The organism is Limnohabitans sp. JirII-29 (genome assembly GCF_003063395.1).
Classification (GTDB): domain Bacteria; phylum Pseudomonadota; class Gammaproteobacteria; order Burkholderiales; family Burkholderiaceae_C; genus Limnohabitans.
The window spans coordinates 1-18,232 of record NZ_NESB01000013.1 but is presented as its reverse complement, the minus strand read 5'-3'; the positions used below and the strand labels follow the sequence as shown (position 1 = coordinate 18,232).

The 18,232-nt window shown below is 59.1% G+C and carries 12 protein-coding genes; 6 read left to right on the top strand and 6 right to left on the bottom strand.

Annotated features, from left to right (window positions below):
• Positions 1–53: 53 nt before the first annotated feature.
• The 4 genes from B9Z39_RS15760 to B9Z39_RS15745 are packed head-to-tail and all read left to right on the top strand — an operon-like array spanning position 54 to position 6,816.
• Complete coding sequence (locus tag B9Z39_RS15760; RefSeq protein WP_158269519.1) at positions 54–1,172, top strand: efflux RND transporter periplasmic adaptor subunit; 1,119 nt, start codon at positions 54–56, stop codon at positions 1,170–1,172.
• A complete protein-coding gene (locus B9Z39_RS15755) occupies positions 1,172–4,309 on the top strand; it encodes an efflux RND transporter permease subunit (RefSeq protein ID WP_108302604.1) in 3,138 nt (1,045 codons plus the stop codon). The genes B9Z39_RS15760 and B9Z39_RS15755 overlap by 1 nt, the downstream gene beginning before the upstream one ends.
• Positions 4,306–5,553, top strand: coding sequence for a TolC family protein (locus tag B9Z39_RS15750; protein WP_108302494.1), 1,248 nt, complete (start codon positions 4,306–4,308; stop codon positions 5,551–5,553). The genes B9Z39_RS15755 and B9Z39_RS15750 overlap by 4 nt, the downstream gene beginning before the upstream one ends.
• A gap of 30 nt (positions 5,554–5,583) precedes the next feature.
• Entirely contained in the window at positions 5,584–6,816 is a 1,233-nt protein-coding gene (locus B9Z39_RS15745) for a DUF4010 domain-containing protein (RefSeq protein WP_108302492.1), read from the top strand.
• 19 nt (positions 6,817–6,835) lie between these two features.
• Here B9Z39_RS15745 and B9Z39_RS15740 read toward each other — a convergent pair whose 3' ends face one another.
• Together B9Z39_RS15740 and B9Z39_RS15735 are read right to left on the bottom strand one after the other, a co-directional pair.
• On the bottom strand, positions 6,836–8,179 hold the full coding sequence (locus tag B9Z39_RS15740; RefSeq protein WP_108302490.1) for a carbohydrate porin: 1,344 nt from the start codon (positions 8,177–8,179) through the stop codon (positions 6,836–6,838).
• Positions 8,180–8,200: 21 nt separating this feature from the next.
• A complete protein-coding gene (locus B9Z39_RS15735) occupies positions 8,201–10,102 on the bottom strand; it encodes a PhoX family phosphatase (RefSeq protein WP_108302488.1) in 1,902 nt (633 codons plus the stop codon).
• A 98-nt stretch (positions 10,103–10,200) separates the two neighbouring features.
• Between B9Z39_RS15735 and ppx the strand changes: the two genes are divergently transcribed.
• Positions 10,201–11,694 carry an exopolyphosphatase gene (gene ppx, locus B9Z39_RS15730; protein ID WP_108302486.1) on the top strand — a complete coding sequence of 498 codons (1,494 nt, stop codon included), beginning with the start codon at positions 10,201–10,203 and terminating at the stop codon, positions 11,692–11,694.
• 76 nt (positions 11,695–11,770) lie between these two features.
• The gene (locus tag B9Z39_RS15725; protein WP_108302484.1) at positions 11,771–12,196 is read left to right on the top strand and encodes a hypothetical protein; all 426 of its coding nucleotides are present in this window, start codon (positions 11,771–11,773) and stop codon (positions 12,194–12,196) included.
• Here the strand turns inward: B9Z39_RS15725 and sixA are convergent.
• The 4 genes from sixA to B9Z39_RS17020 all read right to left on the bottom strand — a co-directional run.
• Positions 12,165–12,665 (bottom strand): phosphohistidine phosphatase SixA, encoded by a 501-nt coding sequence (sixA, locus tag B9Z39_RS15720; protein WP_108302482.1) that lies wholly within the window; start codon positions 12,663–12,665, stop codon positions 12,165–12,167. The two genes, B9Z39_RS15725 and sixA, sit on opposite strands and share 32 nt — an antisense overlap.
• Positions 12,666–12,677: 12 nt before the next feature.
• Complete coding sequence (gene ppk1, locus B9Z39_RS15715; protein ID WP_199221231.1) at positions 12,678–14,780, bottom strand: polyphosphate kinase 1; 2,103 nt, start codon at positions 14,778–14,780, stop codon at positions 12,678–12,680.
• Between the two features lie 61 nt (positions 14,781–14,841).
• Positions 14,842–16,320 carry a ShlB/FhaC/HecB family hemolysin secretion/activation protein gene (locus B9Z39_RS15710; RefSeq protein WP_233249044.1) on the bottom strand — a complete coding sequence of 493 codons (1,479 nt, stop codon included), beginning with the start codon at positions 16,318–16,320 and terminating at the stop codon, positions 14,842–14,844.
• Between the two features lie 247 nt (positions 16,321–16,567).
• Positions 16,568–18,232: YDG domain-containing protein (locus B9Z39_RS17020; RefSeq protein ID WP_233249043.1), on the bottom strand; the 1,665-nt coding region annotated here is incomplete at its 5' end.

Sequence of the window (18,232 nt, the reverse complement as noted above, 5' to 3'; positions counted from 1 at the left end):
TGTCGCAGACTGCGACCTTGTTTTTTTCATGGTTTGTTTGGAAGGAGTTGGGTATGTCCAATTCAATCGGTTCAAAGATTCTTTCGGGTCTGACGCTGTGCTGCGCACTGGGGACGGGCTTCGGCCACGCACAAACACCAGCCACCGCACCCAAACTGCTGGCGCTGGACGCCAAGCAACAAGCGGCACTCGGCGTGCAAGTGGCCACGCCGCTTGCAGCCAACACCGCCCAGTTGCTGGCCAGCGCCACGGTGAACACGCTGCCGGGCAAAGACGTGACGGTGTCGGCCCCTTACCCAGGCCAGTTGTCGCGCCTGTGGGTGGGCGTGGGGGACCGGGTCAAGGCCGGGGCAGCACTGGCGCAGTTCACCAGCCCGATGCTGGGTGAGGCGCGCCGTCAATGGCAAGAGGCGCAACTGGAATTGAAGAACGCCAACAGCGCATTGCAACGCGACCAAGCCATGCTGGACGAAGGCATCATCCCCGCCGTGCGGGTGCAGATCACACGCAACAAGCAAGAGGCCGCACAAGCGCTGGTGCAAGCCCGCGAGGCCGAGCTGCGCGCAGCAGGCATCGGCGCCAACGCAGACCACGACAAAGCGACCATGGGCTATGCCAGCGGCACCTTGACCGCGCCCATTGCGGGCGTGGTGACCCAGGCGTTTGCGGCCGTGGGCCAACGGGTGGAGCCCGGTGCGGTGCTGTTCAAGCTGGCCGACGACAGCAGCTTGCAACTCGACATCCAACTCGCCAGCGACAAAGCCGCGCAGTTGCAAGTGGGCGACGCAGTGCTGGTGCCCAGCCGCGAAGCACAGGCCAAGATCGTGGGCGTGAGCCGCGCGGTGGACGCCAGCCAACTGGCCAAAGCCCGGGCCGTGGTGACTCAGCCCGGCCGCTTGCAAGTGGGCGAGGTGGTGGCCATCACCGTGCAAGCCAAAGCCCCGACGGCGACAAGCGTCGCGCGTTGGCTGTTGCCTGCGCGGGCACTGACGCCTTGGAACAACCAGTCGCTGGTGTTTGTGCGTCAAAGCACAGGCTTTACCGCGCAAGCGGTGCGCGTGCTGTCGTCCAACGATGACATGGCCTTGGTCGAAGCCAACTGGCCCGCCAACTCTCAGGTGGCTATCAGCGGCATTGCAGCCTTGCGCGCCTTGCTGCAAAAGGACGAATGATGTTTGAACACCTGATTCGCCTGAGCCTGCGTTACCGCAACCTCACGCTCGGCTTGGGGGTGGCTTTGTTGCTGGGCGGCTTGCAAGCGTGGCTGACTTTGCCGATTGATGCCTTTCCCGACATTTCGCCCACCCAGGCCAAATTGATTTTGAAAATTCCGGGCATGACGCCGGAAGAAATTGAGCAACGCGTGGTCAAACCCGTGGAGCAAGAGCTGCTGAGCATTCCCAACAAACGGGTGGTGCGCTCGGTCTCGAAGTACGGCATTGCCGACATCACGATTGACTTTGACGAAGGCATCGACATTTACTGGGCGCGCCAGCAAGTGTCTGAACGCCTCAACAACGTGATGCGCGACTTGCCTGCCAGCGTGAGCGGCGGCTTGGCCCCCATCACCACACCCTTGAGCGAGATGTTCATGTTCACGCTCGAAGGTGACGGCTTCAGCCTGGCCGAGAAACGCCGCGTGCTGGACTGGGTGATTCGCCCCGAGCTGCGCACCGTCACCGGCGTGGCCGAAGTCAACTCGCTGGGCGGCGAAGTGCAAACCCTGGAAGTGGTGCCTAACCCCGAGCGCATGGCCGCCCTGGGCGTGAGCATGGGTGACTTGCGCCAGGGCCTGCTGGCCAACAACAGCAACGACGGCGCGGGCCGCTTGACGCTGGGCGACGAGTCGCTGGTGGTGCGGGTGGTGGGTGCGGTGCGCTCGCTTGACGACTTGCGCACCGTGCGTTTGGCCACCGTCAACCCCAACCTCAAGGTGTATGTGGACGACGTGGCCACGGTGCGCTTGGGCGCCCTCACGCGCTACGGCGCAGTGACCGAGAACGGCCAAGGCGAAGCGGTGCAAGGCCTGGTGCTGGGCATGCGTGGCGTGAACGCGCGCGACTTGGTGACACAGGTCAGCGCCAAGCTCGACGACATTCAACCCCGCCTGCCCTCTGGCATGCGGGTGCAGGTGTTTTACAACCGGGGCGAGTTGGTGTCGCGTGCGGCGGGCACGGTGATCAAGGCTTTGCTGGAAGCGTCGGTGCTGGTATGCGTGACGCTGTATGTGTTCTTGGGCGGCTTGCGCGCCGCGCTGGTGGTGGCGGTGTCGCTGCCCTTGGCCTTGCTGTGCACCTTCATGCTCATGCATGCGTTTGGGCTGACCGCCAACCTGATGAGCCTGGGCGGCTTGGCGATTGCACTGGGCATGCTGGTGGATGCGTCGGTGGTGGTGGTGGAGAACATCGAAACCGCGTTTGCGGCGCACAGCACGCACCACGGCTTGTCGCGGGCCGAGGTGCTGATGGGCGCGGTGCGCCAAGTGGTCAAACCGGTGGTGGCGGGCGTGTTGATCATCTGCGTGGTGTTTTTGCCGCTGCTGAGTTTGCAGGGGCTGGAAGGCAAGTTGTTCTCGCCCGTGGCGGTGACCATCATCTTGGCCCTGGCCGCGTCGCTGCTGATTGCCTTCACCGTGGTGGTGGCCTTGGCCTCTTGGCTGCTCAAAGAACAAGGTGCGCATGAGCCGCGTTTGATGCAGTGGATTCACGCTGGCTATGTGCGTGTGCGCGACACGGTCTGGCGTCACCCCAAGTGGTTGTACGGCACCTCGCTGGCGTCGCTGGTGTTGGCCGCAGGCTTGTACACCGTGATTGGCAAAACCTTCATGCCCACGATGGACGAGGGCGACATCATCGTGCAGCTGCAAAAGCTGCCGTCGATCTCGCTGGAGGCCTCGCTGGAAATGGACACCCGGGTTCAGCAAGCCATTTTGGCCAGCGTGCCCGAAGTCAAAGCGGTGGTGGCACGCACCGGGTCCGACGAGTTGGGGCTGGACCCGATGGGCTTGTACGAGACCGACACGTTTTTGGTGCTCAAGCCCAAGGGCGAATGGCGCGGCAACAAAGAAGACATCGTGGCCGAATTGCGCACGGTGCTCGAAGGGTTTCCGGGGCTGGTGTACGGCTTCACGCAACCGATTGAAATGCGGGTGTCCGAAATGCTGACCGGCACGCGCGGCGATGTGGCCATCAAGATCTTTGGCACCGACTTGGCCCAGTTGCAAGAAGCCGCACAACGCGTGGCCGAAGCCATGCGCACCATTCCCGGTGCGGGCGAAGTGATTGCCCCCAAGGGCGATGGCTTGCAGTACCTGTCGGTCGAGGTCAACCGCACGCTGGCAGGTCAGGCAGGCCTGAGTGTGGAGGCGGTGCAGCAAGCCTTGAAGAACCAAGTCGAGGGCGAAGCCCTGGGCTACGTGCTGCAAGACGGTGTGCGTGCGCCGCTCACGCTCAAAGGCAATGAGGCCGTGCGCCACAGCCCCGAAGCCTTCAAAAACCTGCGCTTGGTTGCCCCCAACGGCAGCAGCTGGACCGCAGGCAGCTTGGCCACCATCGCGGTGGTGGATGGCCCGATTCGGGTGGACCACGAGCAAAGCGCGCGCTTCACCACGGTGCAGGTGTCGGTGGACGGGCGCGACCTAGGCGGCTATGTGCAAGACGCACAAGCGGCTGTGGCTGCGCTGAACCTGCCCAAGCAATTGCGCGTGGTGTGGGGCGGTCAGTTTGAAAACCAGCAACGCGCTGCGGCACGTTTGGCTCTGGTGATACCGGCTGCGCTGGGTTTGATTTTTGCCATCTTGGTGTTCACCTTTGGCTCGGTGGTGCAGGCGGGCATTATTTTTGTGAACATCCCCTTTGCCTTGGTGGGCGGGGTGGTGGCGCTGGCTGTGTCGGGCGAATATTTGTCGGTGCCTGCCTCGGTGGGCTTCATTGCACTGCTGGGCATTGCGGTGCTCAACGGCGTGGTGATGGTGACGCACTTCAACGAGCGTTTGCTGGAAGGCGAAGACCTGGCCACCGTGGTGCGTCTGGGCTCTGAGCGGCGCTTGCGCCCGGTGTTGATGACGGCAGTGATCACAGCGCTGGGGATGATTCCGCTGCTGTTTGCCACTGGGCCCGGTTCTGAAATTCAACGGCCTTTGGCGGTGGTGGTGACGGGCGGTTTGCTGACCTCCACACTGCTGACCTTGCTGTTGTTGCCCAAAATTTTTGAGCGCTTTGGCGCTGCCGACAGCGTGGCCGAAGCCTGGCACGCGGTGGTTCACCGCTCGGCCCTGTTGTCGCGTTTGTTCACGAGGAAACAGCCATGAAACATCAGCTTTGGTTGACCCTGTTGCTGAGCACAGCCTTGCATGCCAGCCCGGAGCTGGCCGCGTATTTGCCTGCGGAGGCGGCGGCAAAAGAGGCGCTCATCCAATCGCCCCTGTTGCAACAAGCACGCGCTCGCAAGCAGGCACTGGGGCTGCACGCGCAAGCCATTGACGCGGGCACGGCAGAGTTCAGCGTGCGTGTCTTGCAACAGCGGCGCAGCCTGCGCGCAACGGGCGAACGCTATGGCGAGTCGAGCATCAGCTTGGAACGGCCAGTCCGCATGTGGGGCAAGCGCGGCATCGACGCTGAGCTGGCACAACAAACCCAGGCCTTGGCCGACATTGAATACGCCGACGCGGTGCACGAAGCCAGCCGCGAATTGCTGAGGCATTGGTTTGCCTACCTGCGCGCCAGCACCACACACGCCAACGCCAGCACCCACTTGGAACTGGCCCAAGCCACCTTGCGCTTGGCCAGCGTGCGTTTGAAGTACGGTGAAATTTCGCAACTCGACGCGCAATTGGCACAGGCCGAGTTGCAGCGCACCCAGGCGGCGTGGCAACTCAGCCAGGCCGAATTGAGCAGTGCCGCAGCTGCCTTGCAGCGCCGCTACCCCAGCCTGCCGTTGCCCAACACGTCGTTCAAGCGCATGGCGCAAGACCAGGGCGGGCCTGCGCCGCTGGACAACACGACCGCCTTGCGCGACGCGTTTTTGCAAACCAACCATGAGCTCAACATGCTGCGCATCGACGCACAGCGCTTGCGCTTGCACGCCCAACGCGTGAACCGCGACCGCTTGCCTGACCCCACCGTGGGCCTCTTCACCGCGCGTGAATTTGCAGGCGCTGAACAGGTGACTGGCCTGAGTGTGGCCATTGCTTTTCCGGGCAACGCACGCAGCTACCAAGGCCAGGCCGCCATGGCCGAAGCACAAGCCGCCGAAGACAAGGTGGCCACCTTGCAGCGCACGCTAAGCGCTGCCTTTGACGCCACCTTGGCGCAGTACCAGCACAAGCGTTTGGCCGCTGAGCAACTGCAACTGGCCGCACAAGCGCAAACGCTGGCCGCCGACAAATCACGCACCGCCTTCACCTTGGGCGAGCACAGCATGTCCGACATGCTGACCATTGCCCGCGTGGCCAACGACAACCGTTTGGCCGCCGAGTTGATGCGGGTGGACGTGGTGGAGTTGCTCACCAGCGTGCGGCTGGACTTGCATGAAATTTGGGACTTCGACGAGTAAGCCCCGCTTGCACGATCGAACAAGACCCCCATGCCATGGAATGAATCGCTGCTTGGTCTGCTCACTGCACTGGGCATTGGCTTGCTGATCGGCACAGTGCGAGAGCGCCTGCACAAACCGGGCGTCATGAAAGCAGGTGTGCGCACGCATGCCATCGTGGCACTGCTGGGTGCCATCACCTTCTTGCTGGGCATGTATGCCTTTGTGGCGGCCTTGCTCATGGTGGGCGTGATGGTGGCGCTGGGTTACCGCCAGTCTGCCCCCAACGACCCGGGCATGACCGGTGAGTTCGCACTGCTGTTGACCGCCGTGTTGTCGGGGTTGGCCATCCAGAACGCGCCGTTGGCAGCAGCCACAGGGGTGGTGGTGGCGGGCTTGCTGTTTGTCAAAAAGCCGCTGCGCCATTTCAGCCAGGAAGTGCTGAGCGAAAAAGAGCTGGAAGACGCCTTCATGCTGTGCGCTGCCGCGTTGGTGGTGCTCCCGCTGTTGCCCACCGAAGCGGTGGACCCATGGCACGTGCTCAAGCCCTATGCCATGTGGAAGATTGTGGTGTTGATCATGGGCATCGGCATGGTGGGCCACATTGCGATGCGCGCCACCGGTGCGCGGTGGGGGCTGCCGTTGGCCGGATTTTTCTCTGGCTTCATCTCCTCTACCGCCGCTGTGGCTGAGTTTGGACGCAAGGCGACTGACAAACCCGAACTCACCTCAGCGGCAAGTGCGGCTGCGCTGTTTTCCACGCTGTCTTCGCTGACGCTTTTTTGCTTGGTGCTGGGTGCCACGTCACAGGCTTTGTTGCGCTCAGTGGCTTGGCCATTGGCTGCGGCGGCGCTTGCCTTGGTGTGTGTGGCTGTTTTTCATGCTCGCAAACTGGCACCTGACAGCGAGTTTCAAATCACAGCCAGTGAACATGCGTTCAAAGTGACGCATGCCTTGCTGATGGCTGCGACCATCAGTGGCGTCACCCTGCTGGCAGCTGCGTTGCGACACATGTTTGGTGACTCGGGTGTGTTGACCACTGCCGTGTTGGTGGCGCTGGTTGAACTGCACTCAGCAGTGGTCAGCGTGGCACAGCTGGGTGTGCCTGACGGTGTACAACCCGTCTTCGCACGCTGGGGCGTGATGGCCGTGCTGGCGTCGAGTGTGGTGTCCAAAATTGGCTTGGCCTACCTGAGTGGCGGCAAAGCTTACGGTCACCGAGTGACATCGGGATTGGTGGCACTCTTGGCAGCGGCATTGGTCACCATGAACCTGGGGGCATGACAGGCCTCTGGGCCTGCCCTCAAAACTCCGCGTGAAAGCGGGCGGCGTAGACGTTGATCGGCCCACGGTCTGCGTTGTAGGCCGGGTTTTGCACCCGTTGGTAGTCGGCGGTCAGCCAAGTGCCCCGGGTCATGGCAAAGCTGTAGAAGGCTTCCAGAATCATCTCGGGGCGGTAATGGGTCAACGCGGCGCCGTCGCCAATGAAGAACGAGGTACCACCCGCTGCCAAGAAGGCACGTCGGTCATTGGACAAGGTGTTGCGCATCCAGGCCACACCCACCGCATCGTCGGCGCGTCCCCACAAACCACCTTTGAACACCAAGCCCGTGGACAAAGAACCGTCGACTTCGGTGAAGGCTTGGGTTTCGGTGCGGCCATCGGCTTTCATCACGCGCAAGAAGTAACCCACGCCAGGTTGGACGATTTGCTCGACGTTGAAGCCCAAACCGTATTTGGTTTTTTCTTCTTTGCGCGTCTGCACCAAGGCCGTGGGGTCGTTGTAGGTGCCGGGGTTTTGCAACTGCCATTGGGTGGCATCGTTGAAGCTGGCCAGCACGCCACGGTTGCGCCATGCCAGCACACGCCATTTGCCGGGCTGCCCCCACAAGGTGTGGGCGCGCTCCAATTCGACTTGGTCGCCATAGTGGCGCGCGAGCGCAAAGTCCACAGGCTGTCCATTGGGCGTGGTGGGTGCCGTCATGCGACCAAAGCGCAGCACCCAGTCGTCTTGGTACCACTCACCGGCAAAGCCCCACCCAAAACCTCGGGCGTCTGCCGCATAGTCATACGCGGCGTAGGTCCAGTTGCCCCAGTTCATGAATTGGGTACGCGGGTCTTTGGCGTAGGCGTTGTCGTCAAACACATCCAAGGTGGAGAAGTTGCCAACGGTCAGCACAAATCGGTTTTTATCGACCGTGCCAGCCATTTGGTTGAAGTCGGCCTCGACCGCTTCTTGCCCGCCCCCATGGCCCCAGGTTTGGCGCACAAACAAGCGCTGTCTGTAGACCTTGGGGTTGCTGCCGCCAGCACGGGTGATTTCACCGTTGGTGAAGCCGCCCATACCGACCAAGTTGCCAGAGAACGGCACGCCCTGTGTGATCTCGGGGTTGAAATACAGCTCGCCGTCTTGCCATGGACGAAACCCCCAGTGCGCGGTGGCACTGAAGGTGTACATCTTTTCAGCTGACGGCTGAATGCTGTTGGCACCGCTGTGGCTGGCATTGAAGGCACCGTGGTGCTGCCAGTTGTAGGTCAGCTGGTAACGGGCGGTTTGGTCCTCGGTGTCTAGCGTGTCAGCCCAGCAGGCGCCCACAGTGGCCACACCTGCAAGGCAAGCAGCAAAGTACAGATAAGAAAAACGCATCAGGCCATTGTATGAAGGGGGTCAGGTGCCAACCACGCCACCGTCTTTGCGACGGATGGCAATGATGGAAGAACGTGGCACGGCTTGGCCACCTTGCGGAAAGTGCGAAGGCTTGCGCGCCTCGCCTGGATGTTGAATGCCCACAAACATCGTGGCGTTGTCTGGGGCAAAGCAGATGCCCGTGATTTCGCAAGCCACCGGCCCCACCAAAAAGCGCTTGATCTCACCCGTGACTGGGTTGGCACACAGCATTTGGTTGTTGCCCATGCCCGCAAAAGCATTGGCGTTGCTGTAATCGCCATCGGTTTGAATCCACAAGCGTCCGTCTTTGTCAAAGCTCAAACCATCGGGGCTGTTGAACATGTTGTCGGCGTTGACGTTGGGCGTGCCCGCCATCAGGTCGCGGTGCAAGGTGGGATTGCCGGCCAGCACAAAGATGTCCCATTGAAAGGTCGGCGCGGTGTGCAGCCCTTGGTCTGGGGTCCAACGCACGATTTGCCCGTACACGTTTTTGGCACGGGGGTTGGGGCCATTGAGCGCTTGGTTGGGTTTGACGCCACGGTCGGTGTTGTTGGTCAAGGTCACATACACCTCGGCCCTGCTGGGGTGAGCGGCAATCCACTCGGGGCGGTCCATGGTGGTGGCACCCACCACGGTAGCGGCCAAGCGTGCGTGGATGAGCACTTCGGCTTGGTCTTTGAAACCGTTCTCGGGCGTCAACCCGTTCTTGCCGTGGGTCAATTCCAACCACTCACCTTGGCCTGAGAGCTTGCCCTCCGCTGCGGTGAAACGCGCCACATACAGGGTGCCTTCGTCGAGCAGTTGGCGGTTGGCGGCGGCGTTTTGAGGATCGAAAGTCTTGGCTGAGACAAATTTGTAAATGTGTTCGCCACGTTCGTCGTCACCCATGTAGACCACCACTCGGCCATCTGCACTGAGCACGACTTCGGCGTTCTCGTGTTTGAAACGACCCAGGGCCGTGCGCTTGGTGGGCGTGCTGTGGGGGTTCATGGGGTCGATCTCGACCACCCAACCAAAGCGGTTGGGCTCGTTGGGGTTTTGGCCCAGGTCAAAACGACCATCGAAGGGGTGCCAGTTGTAGCCCGCATCTTTGGCGGCAATGCCATAGCGTTTGAAAGCGACGTTGTCAGGCAGTTTGTCGGCACTGCCGAAGTAACCGTTGAAGTTTTCTTCGCAGGTCAGATAGGTGCCCCAGGGGGTGCGGCCATTGGCGCAGTTGTTGAAAGTGCCCAGGGCCACGGTACCGGTGGGGTCAGCAGAAGTTTTGAGCCAAGGATGGCCCGCGGCTGGGCCACTCAGGCGCATCTCGGTGTTGGCCGTGATGCGACGGTTCAAAGGGGCGTTGGGCACTGGCTGCCAGGTGCCCGCTTGGCGACGCACTTCAAACACGGTCACGCCATGCGCGGCTTGCGCTTTGCGCGCGTCGTCAATGCTGGCACAGCGCCCGTGAGGAAACAGGTGCTCGTAGTTGGTGTATTCGTTGTTGACGGCAATCACGCCATGGTCTTTGCCGAGGCTGAAAAAGCTCATGCCATCGTTGTTGTCCCCCATGGCCAGGCTCTGGCTCAAGGCGCTGCCACGGGTGGCGTGGTCAAAGCTGGTGCCACTAGGCAACAAGGGGTCGCCCCAAGATGTGAGCACGCGCCATTGGTAACCCTCTGGCACGGTCACGGTGTCTGCCGAGTTGGCCGCGATGGGTTTGAAGCCAATGCGTGGGCCTTGGGCTGTCTGTGTGGCCGTACCCTGAGCGTGTGCCGCGCCTGCCAAAAACGCACCCAAGCCCAAGCCCGCCGAAGCACCTAAGAACTGTCGGCGTGCCATGAGTGAGTCGGTCAACTTGGCGAAGTCACTGTCTGTTGCACGGGGATGGTTGGCTTGATCGTTCAGGTCAAAGATGTTCATGGCTGTTTTTTTCTGGAGGAGAATTCGCCAATGTAGGGTTGCGATATGACAGTCCCATGACATGAATGTGTCACATAAATTACCTAGGATCGTTCTTCATGAACCACGGCACCCTTCTTGCAGCCATTGACTTGGGCTCGAACAGTTTTCGACTTGAGATTGGACGCTACGACCACGGTCAAATCGACCGCATTGAATACCTCAAAGAAACCGTGCGCCAGGGCAATGGCCTGGACGAAGAACGCAACTTGACGCAAGAAGCCATGCAAAGAGGCTGGGACTGCTTGGCCCGCTTCGCCGAGCGCTTGTCGGGTTTCAAAAAATCCCAAGTCCGTGCTGTGGCCACGCAAACGCTGCGTGAGGCCAAGAACCGCGATGTGTTCCTCAAACGGGGCTGCGAGATTTTGGGTTTTCCGATTGAGGTGATTGCCGGCACCGAAGAGGCGCGCTTGATTTACCAGGGCGTGTCGCACTTGCTGCCACACAGCCAGGAGCGACGCCTGGTGGTGGACATTGGGGGGCGCTCGACCGAAATTATTTTGGGTGCAGGCACACAAGCCACCGAAACCGCGTCGTTTCATGTGGGCAGTGTGGCTTGGTCGATGGCGTATTTCCCGAACGGCGAGTTCACAGAACAAACGTTCTACCGTGCCGAAATTGCAGCACAAGCTGTGCTGGAAGAAGCCCTGAACCAATACCCGCGCAACCAATGGGACACCGCCTATGGCGCTTCAGGCACCGTGGGCGCTGTGGCAGATATTTTGCGAATTGCCGGCTGGCCTGACGGGCAAATCAGCAGGGAAGGCTTGAACTGGTTGGTCAAGTGTTTGCTGCGTGCGGGCCAAGTCGACCGCGTGCGTCTGGAAGGCCTGAAAGAAGACCGCCGCGCCGTGATTGGTGGCGGTGTGAGTGTGCTGCGGGCCTTGATGGAGTTACTCAAGATCAGCACCCTGCATGTGGCGCAGGGTGCCTTGCGGCATGGTGTGTTGTTTGACATGGTGGAGCGTGAAGACGAAACGTCTGATGCACGCGATGTGTCTGTGCAACGCCTGGCGCAGAAGTTTGTGGTGGATGCAGCGCAAGGCCAACGGGTGAGGCAGGTATCGGCCCACCTGTTTCGCAAGATCGACCCCGTGGCAGGCTCTCTGCCGTCGCCCGCGCTGCGCAAATTGAGCTGGGCCGCCACGTTGCATGAAGTGGGTATCGCCATCTCGCACAGCGACTACCACAAGCATGGCGCTTACATTTTGGACAATGCCGACATGTTGGGCTTTAGCATGCCAGAGCTTCACCGCTTAGGACTGTTGGTGCTGGGGCAACGCGGCAAGTTGAAAAAACTCGATATCGAAATTGAGTCACCCGAGTTCTCGAAACTGCTGTTGGTGTTACGGCTGGCCATCATCTTGTGCCACGCCCGCAAAGACCCTGAGCTGCAAGGTCTGGCCTTGAGCTGCCATGAGGGCAAGCGAAACTTCAGCCTACATGCCAGTGCTGCTTGGGCAGTGCAGCACCCGCAATCGGCACATCTGTTGCGACAAGAGTCTGCCGCTTGGCAAAAAACATCTTGGTCATTTGATTTCGTGACAACTTGACGACGGTTTGATGACAGACATAAAGATATAAACGATTTATACTGTTTACATCTTTAACTCAGCAAAGACTCTGAACATGGCAACGACTCAAAAAACCGCAACAAAAACTGCACGCACAGCCGTCAAAAAAGTGGCTCTGAAAAAAGCAGCAGTCACACCAGCGCCTCAAGCGGCACCCCGCAAAGCCGCCAAGCCTGTGACGGCTAAGAAACCCGTCGTGACCCAACAAGCGGCTGTGGCACCTCAAGCGGTCAAGCCCGTCAAACCTGCCAAAGTGAAAAAGCCAAAAATGGTGCGTGACAGCTTCACCATGCCCAAAGACGAATACGTGGTAATCGACAGCTTGAAAGTGCGCAGCGGCAAGCTGGGTCAATCGGTCAAAAAAAGCGAGTTGCTGCGTGCTGGCATCAAGGCACTGGCTGCCATGAGTGACATTCAGTTCAAAGCGGCGCTGAGCAATGTGCCGACCATCAAGACCGGTCGTCCCACGCACGCGAAATAAGGTCAGGACTGGCCATGGTCATCAGCACCGTTTGCAGCTGCTCCTCGCGCATGCGAGCGCGCAACCACCAGACGGCGCCCTTGCGCACAGGACAAACGGCCTCGTTCATGCCTAGCAAACGAGACACAATCTGTCCCAAGTAGGGCTGATGGCCCACCACCAACACCGAGCCTTTGCCCTGCGGGCCTGTGTCGGGGTGCCACTTCACCAAGTCCAACACGTCTTCCGGTGTGCTCTCTGGCACCAACTCGTCACGTAACTTGTACTTACGGCCCAGGGCTTGCGCTGTTTGCTCGGTGCGTCTGGCTGGGCTGACCAACACACGCGTGCCCTCAGGCAAATGGCGGTCTAACCACACCGCCATGCGTGTGGCCTGACGCTCGCCTTTGGGGGTGAGTTGACGCGACAGATCGTCGCCTCCCTCAGCAGCCACTTCGGCTTCTGCATGACGCCACAAAATCAAATCCATCGCGGACTCTCCTTAGGGTTTGGCTGAGTACAGATCCATCAATGCCGCCTGTGCACCATGCAAGGGTTTGGGTTTGGCTGCCCGCGACTTGGGCGCGACCACTCGGGTGTAGTGACCATCGGCATTGAGCGTCCAGGCATCGACGTTGTCTTGCAAGTAGGCCACCAAGCACTCATCCACAATGCGTTGGCGCAATGCGGGGTCTTCCACGGGCCAGGCCAGCTCGACACGGCGCAGCATGTTGCGGTTCATCCAGTCAGCACTGGACAAATACAAGGACTCCACCTCGCCGCTGCGGAAATAAAACACACGCGAATGCTCCAAGAAACGGCCAATGATGGAGCGCACACGGATGTTCTCGCTCACGCCAGGGCGCTGTGCAGGCAGCATGCAAGCGCCACGCACGATCAGGTCAATGTCGACACCGGCCAGTCCCGCACGCAGCAAAGACTCCATAAGTTTTTCGTCGGTGAGGGTGTTCATCTTCAGCACAATGCGGCATGGCAAACCACCCGCTGCCGCTTGTGCAGTTTTGTCCACCATGTCGATGAGGTTGCGCTGCAAATAAAACGGTGCCAGCCAAAGTTTGTTCAAGCGCGGAATTTTGCTTTGGTTGGCCAACAAGTTGAAGACGTTTTCGATGTCTTGGGTCAGCTTGGGGTCGCAGGTCAAATGGCTCAAGTCGGTGTAGAGCTTAGCCGTTCTGGGGTTGTAGTTGCCAGTGGACAAATGCGCGTAGCGGCGGATGCTGCGTGCCTCGCGGCGAGACACCAACAGCATCTTGGCGTGGGTTTTCAGCCCCACCACACCGTACACGACTTGCGCCCCGATGTATTCGAGCTTCTCGGCCCAGTTGATGTTGGCCTCTTCGTCAAAACGTGCTTTGAGTTCCACCACCACCGTCACCTCTTTGCCGCGTTGCACGGCTTCACGCAGCAACTCCATCAAGGCAGAGTCGGCACCGGTTCGGTAGATGGTTTGTTTGATGGCCAGCACATCGGGGTCGCGCACGGCCTCACGCAGAAAAGCCAACACACCGTCAAAACTCTCATACGGTTGATGAATCAACACATCGCCTGCTTGAAGCTGGTCAAAAATTGAGGTGGTGGTCGACAGTTGGTGGGGGTAACTGGCGTGATAGGCGGGAAACAGCAAAGCGGGGTTGTCCACCAGATCGATCAGCTGGTTCAGACGCACGAGATTCACCGGGCCATGCACGCGATACAGCGCAGAGGGCGGCAATTCGAACTGATGCAACAAGAAGTCTGACAAATACTCGGAACAACCAGCCGACACTTCCAAGCGCACCGCTTGGCCGTAGTTGCGGTGTACCAAGCCTTGGCGCAGAGCGGTACGCAGGTTCTTCACATCCTCTTCGTCCACCGCCAAGTCAGAGTGACGGGTGACCCGAAACTGCGAAAACTGCCCAACCTCTCGACCAGGGAACAAGTCTTTCAGGTGCGCGCGGATGACGCTGGAGATCGAGACAAACAGCATGCGTTTGCCAGACAACTTGTCTGGCAAACGAATCAACCGCGGCAGACTGCGTGGCACTTTGACAATGGCAATTTCGTTGTCACGACCAAAGGCATCACTGCCCGACAAACGCACAATGAAGTTGAGCGATTTGTTGGCCACTTGAGGAAATGGGTGCGCGGGATCTAAACCCACGGGCAGCAACAAAGGCCGCACTTCGCGTTCAAAAAAGGTTTTGACCCAACGGTGCTGTGCCAAGGTGCGCTCGCCCTGCGACAAGATGCGTACCCCTTCTTTGGCAAAGGCAGGCATCAATACATCGTTGTAGAGCGCGTACTGCTCGTCCACCAACTCGTGGGCCAACTTGCTCAACGAATGCATCGCATACGCCCCTGCCGCATCGGGCGCGGCTTTGGGGTTTGCCACGCTGTGGTGCAAGGCAGCACGCACTTCGAAAAACTCATCGAGGTTGGAAGACACGATGCATAAGTAACGCAAGCGCTCCAACAACGGTACCTCGGGACGCTTGGCCCAATCCAAGACGCGGGCATTGAAGGCCAAGAGACTCAAGTCACGGTCTAGCCAGTGAGAAGCAGTGAGGTGATCTGTCAATTGTGCGAGAAGCTTAGGAGAAGACATACCCAGGTGTTCATTTAACAACCTGTAGTGTTTCAGCCTCATGTGACAGGACCGTGACACATCAGATCAGGTAGCCTAGGCTTAACCAAACCCTTGGATTGGGGTCAGAGCTGGTGTCGGCTTGTGGTGGTCCTCCACGCGTGCGCCATGCCAGGCTGCCATCCAGGCGCCAAGGCCCAGCGTTGTAGCGCACACCAAAACCAGCACCTGCACGTCTTTGATCGGGCGAAGAATTCGCCAAGCCATTGGAGCGCGCGTCGACTTTTAAATAACCAGCATCATGAAAAACATATGGGCTGTAAAACCCTGCGCTATAGCGCAGCTCCAACTGGACCAACCAGCCTTCGTCACCCGAGGCCTCGCCTGTGGGATAAGCGCGCACTCCGTTTGCACCCCCTAAACTGAATCCTTCAGAGGAGTCGAGATTTTTGTTAGCACGCTGTCCGGCAAAACGCCCATACAGACTCAGAGGTGCCCACAGATTTTGCACGCGTGCCAAATCAAAATTGAGCTTTTGAAAACTGCCCCGTGTTTGACCAGTATCTGCACTGAGCAGATTGGCATCCAAATCCAACTGCCCCAGCGTCCAGCTCATCACACCATAGCTCAAGCCACCGCCCCCCCAGCCATCACGCACATCAAATTGCAAGTTCACAGGCAAACTGTTGCTGCTCTTGTGATTGCGCGTGATGGTGCTGTCGGTGTTGTCGTTGAGTAGCTTGTGTTGGTAAACCGTACTCAGGCTCAAGTTGGCCTCTTGCGAACGCACCACGGGGTAACTCAAACCGACACTGCTAACCTTGGCTGTGCCATACGACTGCAAACTAGCAAACTCCCTACCCAGTTGGTAACTGGTCTGCGCATAGCCCACTTGCGCGGTAAAACCACTCCCCCCAACAGGCAAGCTATAGCCCACATTGGCAAACCACAACTTTTCTTGTGTGTACAGCGCCGACACCTTGATCTGGTCGCCCAGCATGAAAGGACTGTTGATATTGATGTTGGCACGGCTGCGAATTTCTCCGGTATAGCGGTTGCCGTAGTTGTCCAAACCCACATCACCGGTCACAGCAGGATCACGCAAAAGCGTGATGTCCAAATCAGCTGTTTGGGCCTTTTGTCCTGGTCGAATGATGGGATTCACACGCACGCCAGGCAAGTCATCTAAGATCAGCGTGGCACGCTCCAACACGCTGCTCTCGATCACTTGGCCAGGTTCCAAATCACGCAAAAAAACCTCCGCTTGCTCCGCCCATTGCGGCTCATCACTCAAGGCTTGCACTTGTCCGTAGCGGCCTTCCACCACATCCATCTGAACAACCCCATCCACTACGCGCTGGGCTGGCACAAACACGCTGGCGAAGGGGTAACCAAACGCACGGTAAAAGCTACTGACCTGATTGGCCAGCACATTCAAGCCTGCCAAATCAAAGCTTTTCCCCTTGTACGGTCCCAACACTTCTTCGAGCACGGCACTGTCGAACACCGTATTGCCCGTGAAGCGCACCTCCACCAATTGCACCACGGCACCACCGGGCATGATATTAGCTGCATTGGGTGGCGGTCTTAGCTCAATAGGCATGGAGGAGGTCGCAGGCAACTCCAAACGTTGAGGTAGAACCTGTTGGAGTGTTTGACCGGCATCTGGTCGGGTTTGGGCCTGCGTCTGTTGAGAAAATCCCAAGCACACAAGCAAAACAGCCAGACTTGAAGACTTGTAGGGAAACGTGTACACATTGATCATGAGATATCCACTGTGTTGAATGGCACAAGGCACATGGTTGGGGTCAGTTAGAGGGAGAGTTGTCTTGATTATTGGAGGTCGACGGGCCACGCAGACCACCACCGACCACCTGGACACGCATGAAGCCCGCTGCATCAACACCTACGGCGCTGTTACTGGATGCCGCAGTGCTGAAAGACGCGACTTCGACGCTGGGTTTACCTGTGACAAAAGTCAAACCGCCCACCGTGAATGAGTTGTCAACCACACTGTTTGAAACAGTCGTTGTCGTAACGACCGGGGCCACAACCAAAGCCGCTATTTTTGGTTGCACAACAGTTGGTGCGACTGTCAGCACTTGCACTGCATCTACCGCACTTTGTAGCGCTCCAGAAGCCGCGACACCTGTGATGGTGGCGGTGTGTGTGCCCCCTAGCAAGCTGTAATTGCTTGCCAAGGTGCTCTCGTTCCCACTGCCCAAAGTTAGACTGCCCAAACTCACTACTTGAGCATCCGTTGAAGGAAGACTACTGGCAACAGACCCCGTACCAGTTAAGCTCAATGCATCACCCGACAACACATTGCCTAAACTAAAGATGCTGCCAGACATCAAGGTACTGCCGTCGTATGCACGGCTACCGGTCAAATTGATGGCTCGTTGAACAACTGCCAAACTGCCCGCCGTGTAGGTGATGGCGTAGTTGGCGTTGTTGACGTTGGTCAAGCTGCCTTGCGTAATGGCGTAATTGCCCACATTGCTCTTGGTCGTTGCGCTTGTGGTCAAACTGCCGCTCAGACTCTCACCATCCACCAGACCCCGACTGGTGCCTATCCCGTCGCGTGCCACGCTGTAGCTCAGGGTCGAATTGGCATCACCATAGGTTCGGGTTTGGTTGTTGGCACTCACGCTGATAGCACGTGCGCTGATGGTCGCCGTGTTGGTCGTGAAGTTGCCCACCGACAGGCTGTTGTAGTTGTTGACATCGTACGTGTCACTGCTGACTGTGGCGCTCACGCTGTTGAACTTGCTCGAGCCTGCGTTCTTGCTCGCTGTCGTGGCCGAGAGATCGCTGAGTGCGAAGGTCTCCGTGACCCCATTCACCGTCACACCTTGCACGCTAGCGCTCAATACAGCGCTGCCAAAGGCGATGGTACCGTCGTAGGTCTTGCTGCCCGTGATGCTGCCGCTGTAGCTGGCTTTGCTGATGTCAGCACTGCTGGCACTGTAGGTGATGGTGTAGTTGTCGGTGACGTCTGCCTCACTGCTGTCTTTGATGGTCAGGCCACTGGCCGTGACGCTCTTGCCTGTGCCCACGTTCTTGTTCGCAAAGGCCAGGCTGGCCGTTTGGTTCACGCTCTCGCCTGCACCGGCTCCTGCCAAGGAGCCCACGATGATGGTCCCGCTGGCAGCGGTGGTGCCGTCGTAGGTCTTGTTGTTGGTGGTGGCGTTCACGCTCAAGCTGGCTTTGCTGATGTCAGCACTGCTGGCACTGTAGGTGATGGTGTAGTTGTCGGTGACGTCTGCCTCACTGCTGTCTTTGATGGTCAGGCCACTGGCCGTGACGCTCTTGCCTGTGCCCACGTTCTTGTTCGCAAAGGCCAGGCTGGCCGTTTGGTTCACGCTCTCGCCTGCACCGGCTCCTGCCAAGGAGCCCACGATGATGGTCCCGCTGGCAGCGGTGGTGCCGTCGTAGGTCTTGTTGTTGGTGGTGGCGTTCACGCTCAAGCT